Annotated in this window: 20 protein-coding genes; 11 read left to right on the forward strand and 9 right to left on the reverse strand. The window is 74.5% G+C overall.

Annotated elements, in window-relative coordinates; all coding sequences use genetic code 11:
* Positions 1-14 precede the first annotated feature (14 nt).
* Genes ACH4F6_RS27750 through ACH4F6_RS27760 form a run of 3 tightly spaced genes read right to left on the reverse strand, consistent with a single transcriptional unit; the run spans position 15 to position 1,725 of the window.
* On the reverse strand, positions 15-743 hold the full coding sequence (locus tag ACH4F6_RS27750) for a metallophosphoesterase (protein ID WP_397963064.1): 729 nt from the start codon (positions 741-743) through the stop codon (positions 15-17).
* On the reverse strand, positions 740-1,036 hold the full coding sequence (locus tag ACH4F6_RS27755; protein WP_397963065.1) for a BON domain-containing protein: 297 nt from the start codon (positions 1,034-1,036) through the stop codon (positions 740-742). The genes ACH4F6_RS27750 and ACH4F6_RS27755 overlap by 4 nt, the downstream gene beginning before the upstream one ends.
* Positions 1,033-1,725, reverse strand: coding sequence for a nucleotidyltransferase domain-containing protein (locus ACH4F6_RS27760; RefSeq protein WP_397963066.1), 693 nt, complete (start codon positions 1,723-1,725; stop codon positions 1,033-1,035). The genes ACH4F6_RS27755 and ACH4F6_RS27760 overlap by 4 nt, the downstream gene beginning before the upstream one ends.
* A gap of 304 nt (positions 1,726-2,029) precedes the next feature.
* Here ACH4F6_RS27760 and ACH4F6_RS27765 point away from each other — a divergent pair, with 304 nt between their 5' ends.
* On the forward strand, positions 2,030-2,341 hold the full coding sequence (locus ACH4F6_RS27765) for a hypothetical protein (RefSeq protein ID WP_397963067.1): 312 nt from the start codon (positions 2,030-2,032) through the stop codon (positions 2,339-2,341).
* A 553-nt stretch (positions 2,342-2,894) separates the two neighbouring features.
* Here ACH4F6_RS27765 and hypE read toward each other — a convergent pair.
* The 6 genes from hypE to hypA form a co-directional block, all read right to left on the reverse strand.
* Positions 2,895-3,884: a hydrogenase expression/formation protein HypE gene (gene hypE, locus ACH4F6_RS27770; protein WP_397963131.1), complete on the reverse strand. Its 990-nt coding sequence runs from the start codon at positions 3,882-3,884 to the stop codon at positions 2,895-2,897.
* 79 nt (positions 3,885-3,963) lie between these two features.
* Positions 3,964-5,067 carry a hydrogenase formation protein HypD gene (hypD, locus tag ACH4F6_RS27775; RefSeq protein WP_397963068.1) on the reverse strand — a complete coding sequence of 368 codons (1,104 nt, stop codon included), beginning with the start codon at positions 5,065-5,067 and terminating at the stop codon, positions 3,964-3,966.
* A complete protein-coding gene (locus ACH4F6_RS27780) occupies positions 5,064-5,363 on the reverse strand; it encodes a HypC/HybG/HupF family hydrogenase formation chaperone (protein WP_397963069.1) in 300 nt (99 codons plus the stop codon). Before ACH4F6_RS27780 ends, hypD begins: the two co-directional genes overlap by 4 nt.
* Positions 5,363-7,660 carry a carbamoyltransferase HypF gene (gene hypF / locus ACH4F6_RS27785; RefSeq protein ID WP_397963070.1) on the reverse strand — a complete coding sequence of 766 codons (2,298 nt, stop codon included), beginning with the start codon at positions 7,658-7,660 and terminating at the stop codon, positions 5,363-5,365. The genes ACH4F6_RS27780 and hypF overlap by 1 nt, the downstream gene beginning before the upstream one ends.
* Before the next feature lie 53 nt (positions 7,661-7,713).
* Positions 7,714-8,499, reverse strand: coding sequence for a hydrogenase nickel incorporation protein HypB (hypB, locus tag ACH4F6_RS27790; protein WP_397963071.1), 786 nt, complete (start codon positions 8,497-8,499; stop codon positions 7,714-7,716).
* A complete protein-coding gene (gene hypA, locus ACH4F6_RS27795; RefSeq protein ID WP_397963072.1) occupies positions 8,499-8,852 on the reverse strand; it encodes a hydrogenase maturation nickel metallochaperone HypA in 354 nt (117 codons plus the stop codon). The genes hypB and hypA overlap by 1 nt, the downstream gene beginning before the upstream one ends.
* 146 nt (positions 8,853-8,998) lie before the next feature.
* On the opposite strand from hypA, the gene ACH4F6_RS27800 reads away from it, so the two are divergent.
* From ACH4F6_RS27800 to ACH4F6_RS27845, 10 genes are read left to right on the forward strand one after another with little or no spacing between them, the layout of a single operon-like run.
* Positions 8,999-10,681, forward strand: a complete 1,683-nt coding sequence (locus ACH4F6_RS27800; protein WP_397963073.1) for an enoyl-CoA hydratase-related protein — start codon at positions 8,999-9,001, stop codon at positions 10,679-10,681.
* 50 nt (positions 10,682-10,731) lie between these two features.
* The gene (locus ACH4F6_RS27805) at positions 10,732-11,787 is read left to right on the forward strand and encodes a hydrogenase expression protein HypE (protein ID WP_397963074.1); all 1,056 of its coding nucleotides are present in this window, start codon (positions 10,732-10,734) and stop codon (positions 11,785-11,787) included.
* Between the two features lie 46 nt (positions 11,788-11,833).
* A complete protein-coding gene (locus ACH4F6_RS27810; protein ID WP_397963075.1) occupies positions 11,834-13,624 on the forward strand; it encodes a nickel-dependent hydrogenase large subunit in 1,791 nt (596 codons plus the stop codon).
* 11 nt (positions 13,625-13,635) lie between these two features.
* Positions 13,636-14,178: a NifU family protein gene (locus ACH4F6_RS27815; protein ID WP_397963076.1), complete on the forward strand. Its 543-nt coding sequence runs from the start codon at positions 13,636-13,638 to the stop codon at positions 14,176-14,178.
* Complete coding sequence (locus tag ACH4F6_RS27820; RefSeq protein ID WP_397963077.1) at positions 14,175-14,834, forward strand: DUF5947 family protein; 660 nt, start codon at positions 14,175-14,177, stop codon at positions 14,832-14,834. Before ACH4F6_RS27815 ends, ACH4F6_RS27820 begins: the two co-directional genes overlap by 4 nt.
* Entirely contained in the window at positions 14,819-15,025 is a 207-nt protein-coding gene (locus ACH4F6_RS27825) for a hypothetical protein (RefSeq protein WP_397963078.1), read from the forward strand. Before ACH4F6_RS27820 ends, ACH4F6_RS27825 begins: the two co-directional genes overlap by 16 nt.
* Entirely contained in the window at positions 15,022-15,717 is a 696-nt protein-coding gene (locus ACH4F6_RS27830) for a DUF6084 family protein (RefSeq protein ID WP_397963079.1), read from the forward strand. The genes ACH4F6_RS27825 and ACH4F6_RS27830 overlap by 4 nt, the downstream gene beginning before the upstream one ends.
* A complete protein-coding gene (locus tag ACH4F6_RS27835; RefSeq protein WP_397963080.1) occupies positions 15,714-16,721 on the forward strand; it encodes a hypothetical protein in 1,008 nt (335 codons plus the stop codon). Before ACH4F6_RS27830 ends, ACH4F6_RS27835 begins: the two co-directional genes overlap by 4 nt.
* Positions 16,718-17,482 carry a hydrogenase maturation protease gene (locus ACH4F6_RS27840; protein WP_397963081.1) on the forward strand — a complete coding sequence of 255 codons (765 nt, stop codon included), beginning with the start codon at positions 16,718-16,720 and terminating at the stop codon, positions 17,480-17,482. The genes ACH4F6_RS27835 and ACH4F6_RS27840 overlap by 4 nt, the downstream gene beginning before the upstream one ends.
* Positions 17,483-17,488: 6 nt before the next feature.
* Positions 17,489-17,620 (forward strand): DUF6893 family small protein, encoded by a 132-nt coding sequence (locus tag ACH4F6_RS27845; RefSeq protein WP_397963082.1) that lies wholly within the window; start codon positions 17,489-17,491, stop codon positions 17,618-17,620.
* The last annotated feature ends 46 nt before the right edge of the window (positions 17,621-17,666 follow it).

Consider the following 17,666-nt stretch of genomic DNA (forward strand, 5'->3'; position numbering starts at 1 on the left):
CGGAGGTGTCGCCGTCAGGCGGCGTGCAGCTGGTACACGTTGAACGCCCGCTTGATCACCGGCTGCGCCACGTTCCGCACCCGGACGCCGCCGGCGGTCATGCCGTGCTCGGTGCCCATGTGGGCGTGCCCGTGGACGGACAGGTCGGCGCCCGCCGTGTCGATGGCCTCGGCCAGCAGATAGCTGCCGAGGAACGGGTAGATCTCCAGCGGCTCACCGGCGAGGGTGTCGGCTACGGGGGAGAAGTGGGTGAGGGCGATCCGCGCGTCGCAGCCCTCCCGGCCCAGCTCCTCCAGCGCGGTGCGCAGACCGTCGGCGCTGCGGCGGGTGGAGCGGACGAACTCCTTCATCAGCGGCTCGCCGAACTCCCCCGCGCTGCGTCCCACGAACCCGCCGCCGAAGCCCTTCGTGCCGGCGACCCCGATCCGTGCCCCCCCGCCGCACTCGACGACGGTGCCCTCGCCCTCCAGGACCGTGACGTCCGCCTCCCGAAGGATGGCGGTGACCTTCTCGGGCTGTTCGTCGTGGTGGTCGTGGTTGCCCAGCACCGCCACCACCGGCACCGGCAGCCCCCGGACCTCCTGCGCCACCACCCGCGCCTCCTCGGGCGTGCCGTGCCGGGTGAGGTCGCCCGCCAGGAGCAGCAGGTCGGCGCACTCGGGCAGGGTCTCGAAGGCGGGCCGCAGCAGTCCCTGGCTGTCCGGCCCCATGTGGATGTCACCCACGGCTGCGACGCGGATCATGGCAGGTCCTCCGCATGGTCGGGGGAGGCGGTCTCCGCCACCACGATGTCGGTGTGCACGGCGAGCCCGGCCAGTTCCTCCCGGACGGTCCGCAGCACCGTCTCCCGGCACCGGGCGGACGGCACCGTGCCGGTCACCACGACCGACCCGGCCCGCACCTCGGCGCGTACGCCCAGCTCACCGAGCTCCTCCGCGGCGAGCCGGTCGTGCAGGTGGGCGACGCGGTATTCGACGTTCTCGGAATTCTCGGGGGCAGGGCCGGTGCCGTCGGCTCCGCCCGCGTGGGGCCTCATCGCTGTGCCTCCTTCGGCCTCGACGGGATGACCTCCAGCCGTTCCAGGAAGTAGAAGAACGCGTCGGGCATCGGCTGGTCCCCGCAGGCGCGGCGCACCGCGTCCCAGTCGACCCTCTCCCGCAGGGTGCGGGCGATCGGCAGCACCGCGCCGAAGTCGCAGTGGTGCTCGGAGAAGGCGGCCACCAGACTGTGCACCAGGTCGGTCGGAGACAGCACCGGCATGAACACCGAGTCGACCGAGAGCTCCTGGGACCGTTCCAGCAGTTCCGTGGTGACCGGCTGGTGCGCCAGCTCGAAGATGAGGTCGACCTGCTGGCCGAGGCAGCTCGCCTTCAGCAGCCAGTCCTCCGGCGGCGCGTACACCGGCAGCCCGGCTTCCCGCAGGGTCCGGGCCACGGCCTCCGCGTCCTCGGGCCGGAAGCAGAAGTCGACGTCGTGCTGGAGGTTCTGGGTGCCGCCGTGGGCGTACACCGCGACACTGCCCGCGAGGGCGAACCTGTGCCCGTTGCGCTTCAGGATCGAGCCGACCTGCTTCGCGGCCTGGAGGATCGCCTGGTTGCGGTCGAGGGGGAGATCCTCCGCGAGCGCGCCGTTCTGCGGGCCGAGGCCCGTGTCACCCGTGGCCAGACGCAGCTCCGCGACACCCGCGTGCTGGTCGAGAGCGTCGTCGTCGGCGTGCCGCGTCATCACTGCCCCCTGTGTCTCTCCTGGTCGGCCCGTCGCCTCTTCCTGGTCGGCCCCGTCGTCCGGCCCGCGTCCGGCGGGCCGTCTCCTGTGGACCGGGACGGCGAGACGTCCGGGTACCCGGACGCGCGGCTTCGACACCGACGGGCCCGGACGAGCCGGGGAAGCGCCCGGACCCCGCCCCTCCCGCCCCGGGCGACTCCCGCTCCGGCCGCGGACACCCCCTGCCGAGGCACCCCGGCGACGGCGGACGCCCCACCGCTCGGCCCGGACGTCTCCCCTCCCGCTTCAGGGGCACTCGGCCCCCATGAACAGCGAGGACAAGCAGCAGCCGGTCCCGTCCGAGGACCGTCCGACCGTCGAGCGGCTCGTCGCGGCCTGGCTGGAGGAGACCGAACGGCACGACAGGGCCGCCGCCCACGAGGCCCGCACCGGATGGGAGCGGGGCGCGCTGCCGCCCGCGTCCGCCCAGGACCTGGCCCACTGGGTGACCGCGCGGGTCACCGACACCGCCTTCAACGAGGACGAGGGCCCGCACGTCGAGGGGGAGGTCCGGATCACGCCCGCCGACAAGGAGACGGTCCACCGATGGCTGGCGGAACAGGGCCACCGGATCTGACCCGCCCCCGCCGACAGGACCCGCCCTCCCGCCAGGGGACGGGCGCGCCGCCTTGTCGGCCGTGCGTCGGTGCGTCGGTGCGCGGACCGTGCGGCGCGACGGCCGCCGTGCGACGCACCGGGCGTGGGCGCCGGCCGGCGCACCGTCCCCAGCCGGTGCCCGCGGGGACCCGCACTCCCCGAGACGGGGCGGCCGGCCCGCGCCGAGGTACGGCCGCTCGGTGCTGAGGCACGGCCGCGCCGTGCTGGGGCATGGCGCCTTGCGCTGAAGCACGACCGCCCGGTGCTGAGGCACGGCCGTCCGGTGGTGAGGCACGGCCGCGCCGTGCTGGGGCATGGCGCCTTGCGCTCAAGCACGACCGCCCGGTGCTGAGGCACGGCCGTCCGGTGCCGAGGCACGGCCGCGCCGTGCTGGGGCACGGTGCCTTGCGCTGAGGCACGGCCTCCCGAGGCGGCAGCGGCCGCCCCGGACGCCGCCCCCGCGGGGGCGAGGGCCGACCGGCCCGGGCCGCGGAGCCGCGGCCCGGCCCGCCGCGCTCGTGCCGCCCGCCGTCTCAGCAGATGCGCGGCAGTTGCTCCCCCAGCGGGAGGTCGACGACCCGGGTCCCGCCGAGGCCGGTCCGGGCCACGACCATCCCGGGGTGCTCGGCCACGCAGCGGCCGATCACGGCCGCGCCCGCGCCCTGCGGATGGGCGTGCATCGCGGCGAGGACGGCCTCGGCGTGCTCGGGCGGCACGAAGGCCACCAGCCGCCCCTCGTTGGCCACGTACAGCGGGTCCAGGCCGAGGAAACCGCAGGCGGCGGCCACGGAGTCCGGCACGGGGACGGCGCTCTCGGTCAGGACGACACCGGTGCCGGAGGCGGCGGCGATCTCGCACAGCGACGTGGCGAGCCCGCCCCGGGTGGGGTCGCGCAGGACGTGCAGGTCGGGGGTGGCCCCCAGCATCGCGGCCACCAGCCCGCCGAGCGGCGCGGTGTCGCTGACCACGTCGGAGCCGAACTCCAGCCCCTCGCGCACGCTCAGCACCGCGACCCCGTGCGCCCCGACCGGTCCGCTGACGATCACGACGTCCCCCGGGGCGGCCCGCCGGGGGCGGATGTCCACGCCCGGCGGGATCAGGCCGATGCCGGAGGTGTTGACGTACACCCCGTCGCCGTGGCCCGCCTCCACCACCTTGGTGTCCCCGGTCGCCACCGTCACCCCGGCGGCGGAGGCGGCCGCGCCCACCGCCTGGGCGACCCGGCCCACCACGTCCAGCGCGACGCCCTCCTCCAGGATGAAGGCCGTCGACAGGTAGGCCGCCCGGGCGCCGCTCATCGCCAGGTCGTTGACCGTGCCGTTCACCGCCAGGTCGCCGATGCTGCCGCCGGGGAAGAACAGCGGCCGCACGACGTACGAGTCGGTGGAGAACGCCAGCCGGGCCCCGCCCAGCTCGACGGCGGCGGAGTCGGTGAGCGCGGCGAGCGTCTCGTTGCCGTAGGCCGCGGCGAACAGGTGCTCCGTCAGCTCGCCGGAGAGCGCGCCGCCGCCACCGTGCCCCATCACGACCACCGGATGGTCGCGCAGGGGAAGGGGGCAGCTCCAGTTCGCGGGGTCCACGACCGCCCCGGCCACGTCCGTGTCAGCCAACGGGGGCCACCTCCAGCCGCCGGTACAGGTAGTACGCCGCGCAGGCGCCCTCGCTGGAGACCATCGTCGCGCCCAGCGGGGTGCGCGGGGTGCAGGCCGTGCCGAACGCGGGGCACTCGTGGGGCTTGATCAGGCCCTGCAGGACCTCGCCGCTGCGGCACTCGGCGGACTCCGCGGTCCGCACGTCACCGACGTCGAAGCGGTGCTCGGCGTCGTACGCGCGGAAGGCGTCGGACAGCCGCCAGCCGCTGTCCGCAATGGTCCCGATGCCCCGCCAGGCGCGGTCGGTGACCTCGAAGACCTCCTCGATCACGCGCAGCGCGACCGGGTTGCCCGCCTCGCGCACCGCGCGCGGGTAGGCGTTCTCCACCCGGTGCTCCCCGCGCTCCAGCTGACCGACCGCGCGGCGGACGCCCTCCAGGATGTCCAGCGGTTCGAAACCGGTCACCACGATCGGCACGCGATGGCGCTCGGCCTGCTCGGGGTACTCGGCCGTGCCCATGACGCTGCACACGTGGCCGGCGGCCAGGAACGCCTGGACCCGGCACCCGGGCGCCCGCATGATCGCGTCGATCGCGGGCGGGACGCGTACGTGCGACACCAGCAGGCTGAAGTTGCCGATGCCCCGGCGGCGGGCCTCGCGCACGGTCATCGCGTTGGCCGGCGCCGTGGTCTCGAAGCCGATGCCGAAGAACACGACCTGCTTGTCCGGCTCCCGGCGGGCGATGTCCAGGGCGTCCAGCGGCGAGTACACCACCCGTACGTCACCGCCCTCGCCCCGCACCCGGAACAGGTCGCGGTCGGTCCCGGGCACGCGCAGCATGTCGCCGAAGGAGCAGAAGACGACGTTCGGGCGGGACGCGATCGCCAGCGCCTTGTCGATCATCTCCAGCGGGGTCACGCACACCGGACAGCCGGGTCCGTGGATCAACTCCACCTCTTCAGGCAGCAGCTGGTCGATGCCGTGGCGGATGATGGAGTGGGTCTGCCCGCCGCAGACCTCCATCAGCGCCCAGGGCCGGGTGACCGTCGCGTGGATCTCGTCCAGCAGCCGGCGGGCCAGCGCCGGGTCGTTGAACTCCTCGATGTACCTCATCGTGTGCCCTCCTGTTCCGTGACCGCCGCCTCGGCCTCGGCCCGCGCCCACGCGTCGCCGAACTCCTCTTCCAGCAGGCCGAGTTGCTCGAACAGGTCCAGCGAGGCGCGGGCCGACTCCTCGTCCAGCCGCTGGAGCGCGAAACCGACGTGGACGATGACGTACTCACCCACCTCGGCATCCGGGACGTAGGCCAGGCACACGTCCTTGACCACACCGCCGAAGTCGACCCGCGCCATGCGGGTGCCGTCCCGGTCCTCGATCCCGACCACCCGGCCGGGTACCGCAAGGCACATCAGCGCCCTCCTTGTCGTTGCGCGCGGCCCCGGTGGGCCGCCACTACCAGCTGGCCGAGCGCGAGCCCGCCGTCGCCCGGCGGCACCCGCCGGTGCCGGAGCACCGTGAAGCCGTCCGCCGCCAGCAGCGCGGCGCACTCGGTGTCGAGCAGCACGTTGGCGAACACCCCGCCCGACAGCGCGGCCACGCCCGCCCCGGTCTCCCGGCGGGCCGACCGGCAGACCTCCAGCACCGCCCGCGCGACCCCGCGGTGGAAGCGGGCGGCGATCACCGGCACGGGCGCCCCGTGCCGCAGGTCGGCCACGATCGCGGCCAGCACCGGCCCCGGGTCCAGACCGCCGGCGAAGGCGTACGCCCCGGTCCGCTCCGGCCACGCGGCCAGGGCCGCCGCCTCCAGCTCGATCGCGGCCTGGGCCTCGTAGCGGGTCCGGTGGCAGACCCCGGTCAGGGACGAGACCGCGTCGAAGAGCCGGCCCATGGACGACGTCGGCACGCACGCCGTCCCGCGCGCCAGCTGCCGTCCCAGCAGCCGCAGTTCCTCGTCCGTGCAGGCGGCGACGCAGGGCAGCCCGGGCTCCCAGGGCAGGCCCGCCGCGGTCAGCCGCGCCAGCGCGCCCCGGCACGGATTGGCCACGCCCGCGTCGCCGCCGGGCAGGTGCGCGTACGGCAGGTGCGCGAAGCGGCGGTAGCCGCCGTAGTCCGCGATCAGCACCTCGCCGCCCCAGATCGCGCCGTCGTCGCCGTACCCGGTGCCGTCGAAGGCGACGCCGACGACGGGGGCGGAGCCGTCCAGCCCGTGCTCGGCCATCAGGGACGCGAGGTGGGCGTGGTGGTGCTGCACCGGACGCAGCTCGAGACCGTCCGACCGCGCGGCCCGCCGCGCCCACCGCGCCGAGTGGTACCCCGGGTGCCGGTCGGCCGCCAGCAGCTCGTGGTCGATGCCGGTCAGCGCGCGCAGCCGCCCGGCGGCCCGCTCGAAGGCCCGTACGGTCGCCAGGTCGCCCATGTCGCCGACGTGCGGCGAGAACCAGGCGCCGTCCTCCGCCCCGAGGCACAGGGCGTTCTTGAGGTCACCGCCCACGGCGAGGGCCGGGGCGACGGGGACGGGCAGCGCGACCGGCTCGGGGACGTGTCCGCGCGACCGGCGCAGGACGACCTCGCCCCCTCCGTCCGGGCGGACGCGGACCACGGAGTCGTCGCAGGGCGCCTCGACGACCCGGTCGTGCCGGAGCCAGGCGTCCGCGATCCCGGCGAGCCGCTCCAGCGCCTCGGCGTCGTCGGTGACGATCGGCTCCCCGGAACGGTTGCCGCTGGTCATCACCAGGACCCGCGGCCCCGGCGGATCGCCCGGCAGACCGAACAGCAGCCGGTGCAGCGGGGTGTACGGCAGCATCACGCCGACGTCCGGGCTGCCCGGGCACACCGACGCGGCGAGCCCCGCCGCGGCCGTGCGGCGCAGCAGCACGATGGGCCGCCGCCGGCCCGTCAGGACCTCCCGCTCCCCGGCGCTCACGTGCGCCAGCCGCTCGGCGTCCGCCAGGTCGGCGCACATGACGGCGAAGGGTTTGCCGCCGCGCTCCTTGCGCCGGCGCAGGGCGGCGACGGCCCGCTCGTCGCCGGCGTCGCAGGCCAGGTGGTAACCGCCGAGCCCCTTGACGGCCAGCACGGCGCCCCGCGCCAGCAGCCGCCGCGCCCCCGCCAGGGCCGCCTCGCCCTCCCGGGGGCGTCCGCCGGGCACGGTGAGCCGCAGCCGGGGCCCGCAGGCGTGGCACGCCACCGGCTGGGCGTGGAAGCGGCGGTCGGCGGGGTCGGCGTACTCGGCGGCGCACTCCGGGCACAGCGGGAAGGCGGCCATCGTGGTCGTCGCCCGGTCGTAGGGCAGGCCGGTGGAGAGGGTGAAGCGCGGGCCGCAGTGCGTGCACGCGATGAAGGGGTGCCGGTGGCGGCGGTCCGCCGGGTCCGCCAGCTCCCGCAGACAGTCCTCGCACGGCGCGGTGTCCGGCGGGATGAGCGTCCGGCGGGCGCCGTCGCCCTCGTCCTCGGAGGCGCGGATGACGAAACCGGGCACGCCGACGGCCGCCACCGTCTCGTACGCCACCTCCCGCACGTCCGCCAGGGGCGGGGGCCGCTCGGCCAGGGCCCGGCAGAACTCCGCCACGGCCTCCGGGACGCCCTCCACCTCGGCGACCACGCCGGCCGCGCCGTTGCGCACGTGGCCCGCGAGGCCCAGCTCCGTCGCGAGGCGGTGCACGAAGGGCCGGAACCCGACGCCCTGCACGGTCCCGCGGACGATCACACGCCGGCGTACCGCGGCCGGACCGGCCGGGCCGCGGGCCGTCGTCGCGGAGGTCACGCGGTGGTGGCCCGGGGCGCGTGCCCGTGGTGGCCGCCGTGGTCGTGGTCCGCGCCCTCGGCGGGGCCGTGGTGGTGGCCGTGGTCGCGCAGGTGGTCCGCCGCGAGCAGCGGGGCGTGCGGCGGCACGCCGTCGGCGACGGTGAGGATCCGGTCGAGCAGGGTGTCGAGGCCCTGCCCGGTACGGGCCGACGTCCGCAGGATCTCCACCCCGGGATTGACGCGCTCCACGGCCGTCGCGAACGCGGCGTCGTCGAAGGCGGCGGCCTCGGCGAGGTCCGCCTTGGTCAGCACCACGAGGTGGGCGGCGCCGAAGGCGGTCGGGTACTTCAGCGGTTTGTCCTCGCCCTCCGTCACCGACATCAGCGTCACGCGCAGGGTCTCGCCCAGGTCGTAGGAGGCGGGACAGACCAGGTTCCCGACGTTCTCCACGAACAGCACGCGGGTCGCGGGCGGGAGCCAGCCGTCGATGAGCCCGCGCACCTGCGCGGACTCCAGATGGCACAGGCCGCCGGTCAGCACCTGCTTCACCGGCGCCCCGGAACGGGCGAGGCGGCGGGCGTCGTTCTCGGTGGCCAGGTCGGCCGTGAGGGCGGCGACCGGCACGTCCCGGCTGAGCGCCCGGCGCAGCACCAGTTCGAGCAGCGCGGTCTTGCCGCTTCCGGGGCTGGAGAGCAGGTTGACGGCCGTCACCCGCCGTTTCGCCAGGTCGGCGCGGAGCTCGGCCGCCAGGCCGTCGTTCTTGGCCAGTACGGCCGTCCGTACGTCGATGCTGCGGCACATCACGGGCTCCCTGCCATTCGTACCTCCGCCAGTTCCAGTTCCCGCCCGGTCAGCAGCTCGGCCGCCGCGGTGTCGCAGTGCGGGCACCACAGCGTGGGCGGCGAGCCGACCGCGAACCGCGCGCCGCAGCCGCCGCAGCGGGCCCGGGCCGGCACCTCTTCGATGACCAGCTCCGCGCCGTCCAGCGCGGTGCCCTCGGCGACCAGCGAGAAGGAGAAGCGCAGTGCGTCCGGGACCACTCCCGCCAGCTCGCCGACGCGCAGGGTCACGCCCGCCACCGCGTCCGCCCCGTGGGCGCGGGCGACGCCCTCGGCGTTCTCCACGACGGCGGCGGCGATCGACAGCTCGTGCATGGTCCGCCACGGTAGGCACGACCACGGCCCGGCCCGGGCACGCGGGAGCGGACGGCGGGTGTTTTCCCCCGGGCGGCGCAAGCGCGGGACGCCGGGGGGCGTGGCTCCGGGGCCCGGCGCGGACGGCCGGGGAACATCGCCGCGTGATGCGGATCCTGCTTCTCGCCGACGCGTTCAACAGCCTCACCCAGCGGGTCTTCGCGGAGCTGCGCGACCTCGGGCACCCCGTCGCCGTCGAACTGGCCCTCCGGGACGACGGGCGGCTGACCGCCGCGGTGCGCCGGCACGCGCCCGACCTGGTGATCTGCCCCATGCTGACGACCGCCGTCCCCGAGGAGGTGTGGTCGGCGCACCCCTGTCTGATCGTCCATCCGGGACCGCCCGGCGACCGGGGCCCGTCCTCGCTGGACCGGGCGGTGCAGGAGGGGCGGGACCGCTGGGGCGTGACCGTCCTGCAGGCGGTCGCCGAGATGGACGCCGGCCCGGTCTGGGCGTCGGCGGACTTCGCCGTCCCCCCGGACGTCGGCAAGAGCGACCTGTACCGCGGCGAACTGGCGGACGCCGCCTCGCGGGCGGTCCTGCTCGCCGTCGAACGCTTCGCCTCCGGCGCGTACGTCCCGGTCGTCCCGCCGGTCCACACCTGGCGGCCGTACCTGCGCCAGGAGGAGCGGCGCATCGACTGGGCGCACGACACCACCGTGACCGTCCTGCGCAAGCTGCGCGCCGCCGACTCGCAGCCCGGAGTGCTGGACACCTTCCTGGGAGCGCAGTGGTACCTGCACGGAGGCCACCCGGAACCCCACCTCACCGGCTTCCCGGGCGAGTTCCTGGCCACCCGCCACGGCGCGGTCTGCCGGGCGACGACGGACGGCGCGGTCTGGATCCCAGAGCTGCGGCCCCGCCGCGAGCCGGGCGGCCCGGCGACCTTCAAGCTGCCGGCGGCCACGGCGCTGGGCCCCTCGCTGCCCGAAGCGGCGGACGGCCGCCCACGGACGGGCGGGAGCCACGCGGACATCACCTACGAGGAGCAGGGGAGCGTCGGTCACCTGCGCTTCCGTTTCCCCGGCGGGGCCATGAGCACCGACCGGTGCCGTCGCCTCCTCGACGCCTACCGCCACGCCCGCACCCGCCCGACCGACGTCATCGTCCTCGGCGGCCACCGGGACTTCTTCTCCAACGGGATCCACCTCAACGTCATCGAGGCCGCCCCCGACCCCGCCGCCGAGTCGCTCGCCAACATCGAGGCCATCGACGACCTGGTCGAGGAGATCCTGACCACCACCGACCGCCTCGTGGTCGCGGCGCCGGCCGGCAACGCGGCCGCCGGCGGCGCCATGCTGGCCCTCGCGGCGGACGAGGTGTGGTGCCGCCGCGGCGCGGTGCTCAACCCGCACTACCGGCTGATGGGCCTGTACGGCTCCGAGTACTGGACCTACACCCTGCCTCGCCGGGTCGGTCCGGCGGCCGCCGCGCGCCTGATGGAGGACGCCCTGCCGTTGACCGCCGACGCGGCCCACGCCCTCGGGCTGGTCGACCGCGTCGTCGCGTGCGCGCCGGGGGAGTTCTCGGCCGAGGTCACCCGGATGGCCGAGCGGCTGGCCCGTTCGGCGGGACTGCGGGCCCGGCTGGGCGGCAAGAAGACCGCACGCGAGCGCGACGAGGCCGTACGTCCGCTCGGCGCCCACCGCGCCGCCGAACTCGAGCGGATGCGTGCCGTCTTCGACGATCCGGCCGCTCCGTACCACGCGCTGCGCTCCGCCTTCGTGCGCAAGCGACGGCCGGACGGGACACCCGGACACCTCCGAACAGAGCGCCCGAATGGTCGCTGATTGTCGGATATGTCAGCCTGCTGCGGGGGACGCCGCCAGGAAGGGAATCCATGAGCACCGACACCGAGGCCCCCGCGGCCGTGGAAGAGGTTCACATCCTGTGGACCTCCGAGGGCATGAGCTGCGACGGCGACACCGTCTCCGTCACGGCCGCGTCGCTGCCCAGTCTGGAGGACGTGGTCCTCGGCGCCATCCCGGGACTGCCCAAGGTGGTCCTGCACAACAAGGTGCTGTCCTACGAGAGCGCCGACGACTTCACCCGCCCCTTCCACGAGGCCGCCGACGGCGTGCTGGGCGCCCCGTACGTCCTGGTCGTGGAGGGCTCGATCCCCAACGAGCGCATCAACGGCGACGGTTACTGGACGTCGATGGGCAACGACCCGCGCACGGGCGAGCCCATCACCTTCAACACCTGGATCGACCGGCTCGCCCCCGGAGCCTTCGCCGTCGTCGCGATCGGCACCTGCGCCACGTACGGCGGAATCCACGCCATGGCGGGCAACCCCACCGGCTGCATGGGCCTCGCCGACTACCTGGGCTGGGACTTCCGCTCGGCCGGGGGGCTGCCCATCGTCAACGTGCCCGGCTGCCCCGTCCAGCCCGACAACTTCATGGAGACCGTGACCTGGCTCCTCTACCAGGCCGCCGGCATGGCGCCGCCGATCCCGCTCGACGACCAGCTGCGCCCCACCTGGCTGTTCGGCAAGACGGTGCACGAGGGCTGCGACCGCGCCGCGTACTACGAGCAGGGTGACTTCGCCAAGGACTACAACTCGCCCAAGTGCCAGGTGAAGATCGGCTGCTGGGGTCCGGTCGTCAACTGCAACGTCCCCAAGCGGGGCTGGATGGACGGCATCGGCGGCTGCCCCAACGTCGGCGGCATCTGCATCGCCTGCACCATGCCGGGGTTCCCCGACAAGTTCATGCCGTTCATGGACGAGCCGCCCGGCGGCAGCATCTCCTCCGGCCTGCTGGCCTCCACCTACGGACCGCTGGTGCGCACCTTGCGCGCCATCACCAACCGCTCGGTCAACAAAGAGCCCAAGTGGCGGCACAACCGCCCCGAGCTCACCTCCGGCTTCGCGCCGCGCTGGCCCGGCAAGTGACCCCCGAACCCCACGCCTGCCCCTTGTCCCGAAAGGAATCCGTCGAGTGACGACGAGCCAGGCCGCCCCCGCGGAGCAGCGCACCCTCACCGACGTCGCGTTCGATCCGATCACCCGGATCGTCGGCAACCTCGGCATCTACACGAAGATCGACTTCAACGCGCGCGAGGTCGTGGAGTGCAAGAGCACCTCCTCGGTCTTCCGCGGCTACAGCGTCTTCATGAAGGGCAAGGACCCCCGCGACGCCCACTTCATCACCAGCCGCATCTGCGGCATCTGCGGGGACAACCACGCCACCTGCTCGGTGTACGCCCAGAACATGGCGTACGGGGTGAAGACGCCGCCGGTCGGCGAGTGGATCATCAACCTCGGCGAGGCCGCCGAGTACATGTTCGACCACACGATCTTCCAGGACAACATGGTCTTCGTCGACTACTGCGAACGCATGGTCAAGGAGACCAACCCGGGCGTGTGGGAGCGGGCCGAGCGCACCCCCGCCCCGCGCGGCGACCAGCACGGCTGCCGCACGATCGGCGACATCATGCGCTCGTACAACCCCTTCGAGGGCGACACCTACAAAGAGGCGCTCGTCATGAGCCGGATCACGCGCGAGATGATCTGCCTCATGGAGGGCCGCCACGTGCACCCCTCCACCCTCTACCCGGGCGGCGTCGGCACGATGGCCACCCCCCAGGTCTTCACCGACTACCTGGTGCGGCTCACCCGCTGCCTGGACTTCATCAAGCGCGCCGTCGCCATGAACGACGACGTCTTCGACTTCTTCTACGAGGCCCTCCCCGGCTACGAGGAGGTCGGCCGGCGCCGCACCCTGCTCGGCTGCTGGGGCGCCTTCCAGGACCCCGAGATCGTCGACTACAGCTACCGGAAGATGAACGAGTGGGGCAACCGCATGTTCGTCACCCCGGGCATCGTGGTCGACAACCAGCTCGTCACCACCGACCTCGTCGACATCAACCTCGGCATGCGCATCCTGCTCGGCAGCTCCTACTACGAGGACTGGACCGGCGAGGAGACCTTCGTCGACAAGGACCCGCTCGGCAATCCGGTCGACAAGCGGCACCCGTGGAACCAGACCACCCTGCCCGCCCCGCAGAAGCGCGACCTGAACGGCGGCAACTACAGCTGGGTGATGAGCCCCCGCTGGTTCGACAAGCGCACCGACGACTTCCTCGCCCTGGACACCGGCGGCGGCCCCATCGCCCGCCTCTGGGCCACCGCCCTCGCCGGGAAGGTCAGCACCCCGTACGTGCGCTCCACCGGCCACAGCGTGCAGATCGACCTGCCCAAGACCCCGTCGTCGCCCGAGCGGCGGCTGGAGTGGACGCCGCCCCCGTTCCCCAACACCATCGAGCGCAACCGCGCCCGCATGTACTTCGTCGCCTACGCGGCGGGCATGGCGCTGCACTTCGTCGACCAGGCACTGAAGGAGGTCCGCTCCGGCGTCACCAAGACGTTCCAGGACTTCAAGGTGCCCAAGGAGGCCATCGGCGTCGGCTTCCACGAGGCCGTGCGCGGAGTGCTCAGCCACCACCTGGTCATCCGCGACGGCAAGATCGCCAACTACCACCCGTACCCGCCGACCCCGTGGAACGCCAGCCCGCGCGACTTCTACGGCACCCCCGGCCCCTACGAGGACGCCGTGCAGGGCTGTCCGATCTTCGAGGAGAACGGGCCGGAGAACTTCAAGGGCATCGACATCATGCGCACCGTCCGCAGCTTCGACCCCTGCCTGCCGTGCGGCGTCCACATGTACCTCGGCGGCGGCCGCACCCTCACCCAGTCCCACTCGCCGACCTTCGGCGCCCTGGCCGGTTAGGCGGACCGCCCATGCCCTTCGAACCCTGGGACGACGCCTACGCCCGCACCCAGGTCGCGCTGGCCGAGGAGCGGCTGTCCGGCCTGGACGCCCTGCCCGACGGCCTCGCCGCCGCCCGGGCCGGGCAGACCGTCGAGACGCTCGTCGGGCTGTACGGACAGTGCCTGGGCCGGATCGTCGCCCAGCTCGCCGACCAGCCCGGACTGCTCGGCCGGCTGGCCGCCGACGAGCTGGTCGGGCATCTGCTGCTGGTCCACGACCTGCACCCGGACCCGGTCGAGACCCGGGTGCGCCAGGCCCTCGCGGACCTGCCCGGCCCCCCGGAGCTGGCCGAGCTGTCCGGCGGCACCGCGCGGATCACGGTCCGGGGCGGCGGCTGCGGGACGGCCGGGACCGAGCGGGCCGTGCGGGAGGCGGTGGCCGCGCGGGCCCCGGAGGTCGAGGACGTACGGGTCGAGACCGGCCCGGCGGAGGAGACGCTGATCCCCGTCGACGCGCTGTTCCGCGCCCCCGCCTCCGTCCCCGCACCGGCCGGCGGAGGTTCCTGCGGATGAACGGGCTGCGACGCGTGGCCCGGCGGGCCGCCCGGGCCGACGGCCGGCACGACCGGCCGCAGAGCTGCGACCTGTGCGCCGAACCGCTGCCGCCCGGGCCCGCGCACCGCCATGTGCTCCAGCTCGCCACCGGCGGCGTCTCCTGCGCCTGCCGCGCCTGCGCCGTGCTCTTCGACCACGGCGCCGCCTCGGCGGGCGGCTACCGGCTGCTGCCGCGGGAGCGGCGACGGCTCGACGGCTGCCGCATCGACGACGCCGTGTGGGCGGGCCTCGGCGTCCCCGTCTCCCTCGCCTTCTTCACCCGTTCGGAGGAGACCGGCGAGGTCACCGCCGCGTACCCGAGCCCGCTCGGCGCGCTGCGGGCCACCGTCCCCGCGGACAGCTGGCAGGAGGTCGAGCGGTGCCACCCCGACCTGCCGGATTCCGTCACCGACGTCCGGGCGCTGCTGGTGCGCCGCGCCCGCGGGGCGGGCGAGCACTGGCTCGTCCCGCTCGACGACTGCTTCCGCCTCGTCGCCGTCGTCCGCGCACACTGGAAGGGACTGGACGGCGGCCCCGAGGTGCGGCAGCGGGTCGAGGACTTCTTCGGCGCTCTCGCCGAACCGACCGAACCCACCCCCTTCACCACCGAGGAGGCGTCATGGGCATCACCGTAGGAAAACCCGACGTCGAGCCCGACAGGCCGGCGCACGTCGCCGGCGTACGGCGCGGCAACCACCGGGGCCTGATCAAGCACCAGCCGGGACACCGCCGCGACGACCGCACGACGGCCCGCAGCTACACCGGCATCAACGCCAGGCTCCGCAACCCGGTCGACCGGGACATGCCGAACCTGCCCACTCCATGACGGCGCCGCCCAAGCCCTCCGCCGCGGTGGCGCCGGACCTCGCGTTCGCCGTCACCGCGGCGCAGGAGGAGCGCTTCGCCGCACTGCCCACCCTCCGCTTCCGGCTGGAGATCGTCCGCAACGGCGGCAGCCCCGTCGGCTCGATCGCCCTGAACACCGTCGTCCGCATCGACGTCGCCCGCCGCCGCTACGGGCCGCGGGCCCGGGCGGCGCTGACCGAGCTGTTCGGGGCGCCGGAGCAGTGGGCGAACGGCATGCGGCCGCTCACCTGGGCGCGGAGCACCGTCCACGTGCCGGCCTTCGACGACCGCACGACGGTGGAGATCCCCGTCGAGTGCCCGTACGACACCGAGCTGGCCGTCGTGAAGTACCTGCGCGCGGTGGGCGGCGACGGCGACGTGCCGCTGGACTTCCTGTTCAGCGGCACCGTCTTCCACCGGCTCCCGGGCACCCCGGGCCTCGCCGCCTCCCGCATCCCCTGGTCCGACGGCGACGTCCGCTTCGGCATGCCCGCCGCCCTCTGGCACTCCCTGACCGACCGCTACCACGCGGGCAGCCCCTGGCTGCGGCTGTCCCGCGAGACCTACGACCGGCTCGACGCCTACCGCGCCCGGCACGTCTTCGGCACTCCCGACGACGCCGTGCGCGCCCTGCTCGACGGCGTCGCCCACCACCACTCGGGGACCCCATGACCCTCACCGACCTCTCGGACGTCGAGAAGATCACCCGGACCTGCCTGTACGAGGGCTACCTGCTGTGGCCCTACCGCCGGTCCGCGCTGAAGAACGCCAAACGCTGGACCTTCGGCGGCGTCTTCCCCGCCGCCTGCGCCGACGCGCTGGGCGAGCCGGCCACCATGACCACCCGGGTGCTCCACGAGGGACCCGCCGACGACCTCACCGTGCGGGTGCGCTTCCTCCAGGTGGTGGACCGCACGGCGACGCGGGACGGCCGGCCCGTCGACGAGCTCACCGTGGCGGGGGAGCGCCACGTCAGCTGGCAGGAGGTGACCGAGCGCGAGGTCGTGCTGACCGGCGCTCCCGCCGCCGCCGCGGTCGACGTCCCCGGGGGCACCGCGACCGAGGAGCTCGAGCCGGGCGGGAGCGCCTGCCTGGTCCGTGACTGGCGCCGGCTCACCGGGACCGTCGAGGTGACGGCCGAGCCGGTCGCGGACGGCGTGCGCCGGCTGACCGTGCGGATCGCCAACGACACCGCGTGCCCGGTGCCGCGGCCCGGCGCCCGGCACGCCCGGGAGGAGGCCGCTCGGTACGCCTTCGTCTCCACGCACACCGTCCTGCACAGCGGCAGCGGCCGGTTCGTGTCCCTCCTCGACCCGCCCGCCGCGCTGCGCGACCAGGCCGCCGCCTGCCGCAACCAGGGCACCTGGCCGGTCCTGGTCGGCACCGACGAGGGCGACGGCCGGGCGCGCACGGTGCTGTCCTCGCCGGTCACCCTGTACGACTTCCCGCGGGTCGCGCCCGAGAGCCCGGGCGACCTGTTCGACGGGACCGAGATCGACCAACTGCTCGTGCTGAGCGTGCTGAGCCTGACCGAGGAGGAGCGCGCCGAGGCGCGGGCGAGCGACCCGCGGGCGCGCGAGATCCTCGACCGCTGCGCCGGACTCGGCACCGAGGACCTGATGAACCTGCACGGCACCGTCCGCGAGTTCCGCACGGCCGCCGGGGAGGCACGGTGACCGCGGTCTCCCCGCGCCCCGGCACCCGGGTGCGGCTGCGGCCCTCACGGCGGGCGGACATCATGGACCTCGCCCTGACGGGGCGGATCGCCGAGGTCGCCGCCGTCGAGGAGGACTACGAGGGGCAGGTGCACGTCGCCGTCGTCCTGGAGGGCGATCCGGGCCGCGACCTCGGAGCGGCGAGCCAGATCGGCCACCGCTTCTTCTTCGCGCCCGACGAACTCGAACCGCTCGCCGGGCCCGGCGGCGGCCCGCCCGCCCACCGGGTGCTCGTCGCCGGCGTCGGCAACATCTTCATGGCGGACGACGGCTTCGGTCCCGAGGCCGCCGCCGCCCTCGCCAGCCGCCCGCAGCCCGACGGCGTCCACGTCGCCGACTTCGGCATCCGCGGCATGGACCTCGCCTACCGCATGCTGGACGGCTACGACACGGTCGTCCTGCTGGACGCCACCCCGCACGGACAGCCGCCCGGCACGCTGAGCGTCATCGAGCCCGATCTCGCCGCGCTGCCCGCGGGCGGTGCCCCCGAGGCCCACGCCATGGACCCGGTGAGGGTCCTCGCCCTCGCCCGTTCACTGGGCGACGGCGACCTGCCCCGCGTCCTCGTCGTCGGCTGCGAGCCCGAGGTCCGGATGAACGGCGACGAGGTGGACGTCGTCGTCGGCCTCAGCGCACCGGTCCGCGAGGCCGTCGAGCGGTCCGTGCCGTTCGTCGAGTCCCTGCTGGCCGACCTGTCGGCCGATGCCCCCGAGAGGAGGTGACCTGTCATGAGGAACGGCATCTTCGTCCCCGCCCACGTCGTGAGGGCCGTCGTCGGCGCCGTCGGCGCCGCCGCGGTCGTCATCGCCCTGGCCGAACTCCCGGGGATGCGACGGTACGTGAAGCTGAGGAGCATGTGACCGCACCGGGCGCCCGGCGGGCATCCGCCCGGCCGGGCGCCCTCCG

Source organism: Streptomyces sp. NPDC017936 (genome assembly GCF_044328485.1).
Taxonomy (GTDB): domain Bacteria; phylum Actinomycetota; class Actinomycetes; order Streptomycetales; family Streptomycetaceae; genus Streptomyces.

Bases quoted from the DNA above. Each gene is read 5' to 3' on its own strand.
- ACH4F6_RS27750 (WP_397963064.1), bottom strand. From the start codon at position 743: ATGATCCGCGTCGCAGCCGTGGGTGACATCCACATGGGGCCGGACAGC.
- ACH4F6_RS27755 (WP_397963065.1), bottom strand. From the start codon at position 1,036: ATGAGGCCCCACGCGGGCGGAGCCGACGGCACCGGCCCTGCCCCCGAG.
- ACH4F6_RS27760 (WP_397963066.1), bottom strand. From the start codon at position 1,725: ATGACGCGGCACGCCGACGACGACGCTCTCGACCAGCACGCGGGTGTC.
- ACH4F6_RS27765 (WP_397963067.1), top strand. From the start codon at position 2,030: ATGAACAGCGAGGACAAGCAGCAGCCGGTCCCGTCCGAGGACCGTCCG.
- hypE (WP_397963131.1), bottom strand. From the start codon at position 3,884: ATGGGGCACGGTGGCGGCGGCGCGCTCTCCGGCGAGCTGACGGAGCAC.
- hypD (WP_397963068.1), bottom strand. From the start codon at position 5,067: ATGAGGTACATCGAGGAGTTCAACGACCCGGCGCTGGCCCGCCGGCTG.
- ACH4F6_RS27780 (WP_397963069.1), bottom strand. From the start codon at position 5,363: ATGTGCCTTGCGGTACCCGGCCGGGTGGTCGGGATCGAGGACCGGGAC.
- hypB (WP_397963071.1), bottom strand. From the start codon at position 8,499: ATGTGCCGCAGCATCGACGTACGGACGGCCGTACTGGCCAAGAACGAC.
- hypA (WP_397963072.1), bottom strand. From the start codon at position 8,852: ATGCACGAGCTGTCGATCGCCGCCGCCGTCGTGGAGAACGCCGAGGGC.
- ACH4F6_RS27800 (WP_397963073.1), top strand. From the start codon at position 8,999: ATGCGGATCCTGCTTCTCGCCGACGCGTTCAACAGCCTCACCCAGCGG.
- ACH4F6_RS27805 (WP_397963074.1), top strand. From the start codon at position 10,732: ATGAGCACCGACACCGAGGCCCCCGCGGCCGTGGAAGAGGTTCACATC.
- ACH4F6_RS27815 (WP_397963076.1), top strand. From the start codon at position 13,636: ATGCCCTTCGAACCCTGGGACGACGCCTACGCCCGCACCCAGGTCGCG.
- ACH4F6_RS27820 (WP_397963077.1), top strand. From the start codon at position 14,175: ATGAACGGGCTGCGACGCGTGGCCCGGCGGGCCGCCCGGGCCGACGGC.
- ACH4F6_RS27825 (WP_397963078.1), top strand. From the start codon at position 14,819: ATGGGCATCACCGTAGGAAAACCCGACGTCGAGCCCGACAGGCCGGCG.
- ACH4F6_RS27830 (WP_397963079.1), top strand. From the start codon at position 15,022: ATGACGGCGCCGCCCAAGCCCTCCGCCGCGGTGGCGCCGGACCTCGCG.
- ACH4F6_RS27835 (WP_397963080.1), top strand. From the start codon at position 15,714: ATGACCCTCACCGACCTCTCGGACGTCGAGAAGATCACCCGGACCTGC.
- ACH4F6_RS27845 (WP_397963082.1), top strand. From the start codon at position 17,489: ATGAGGAACGGCATCTTCGTCCCCGCCCACGTCGTGAGGGCCGTCGTC.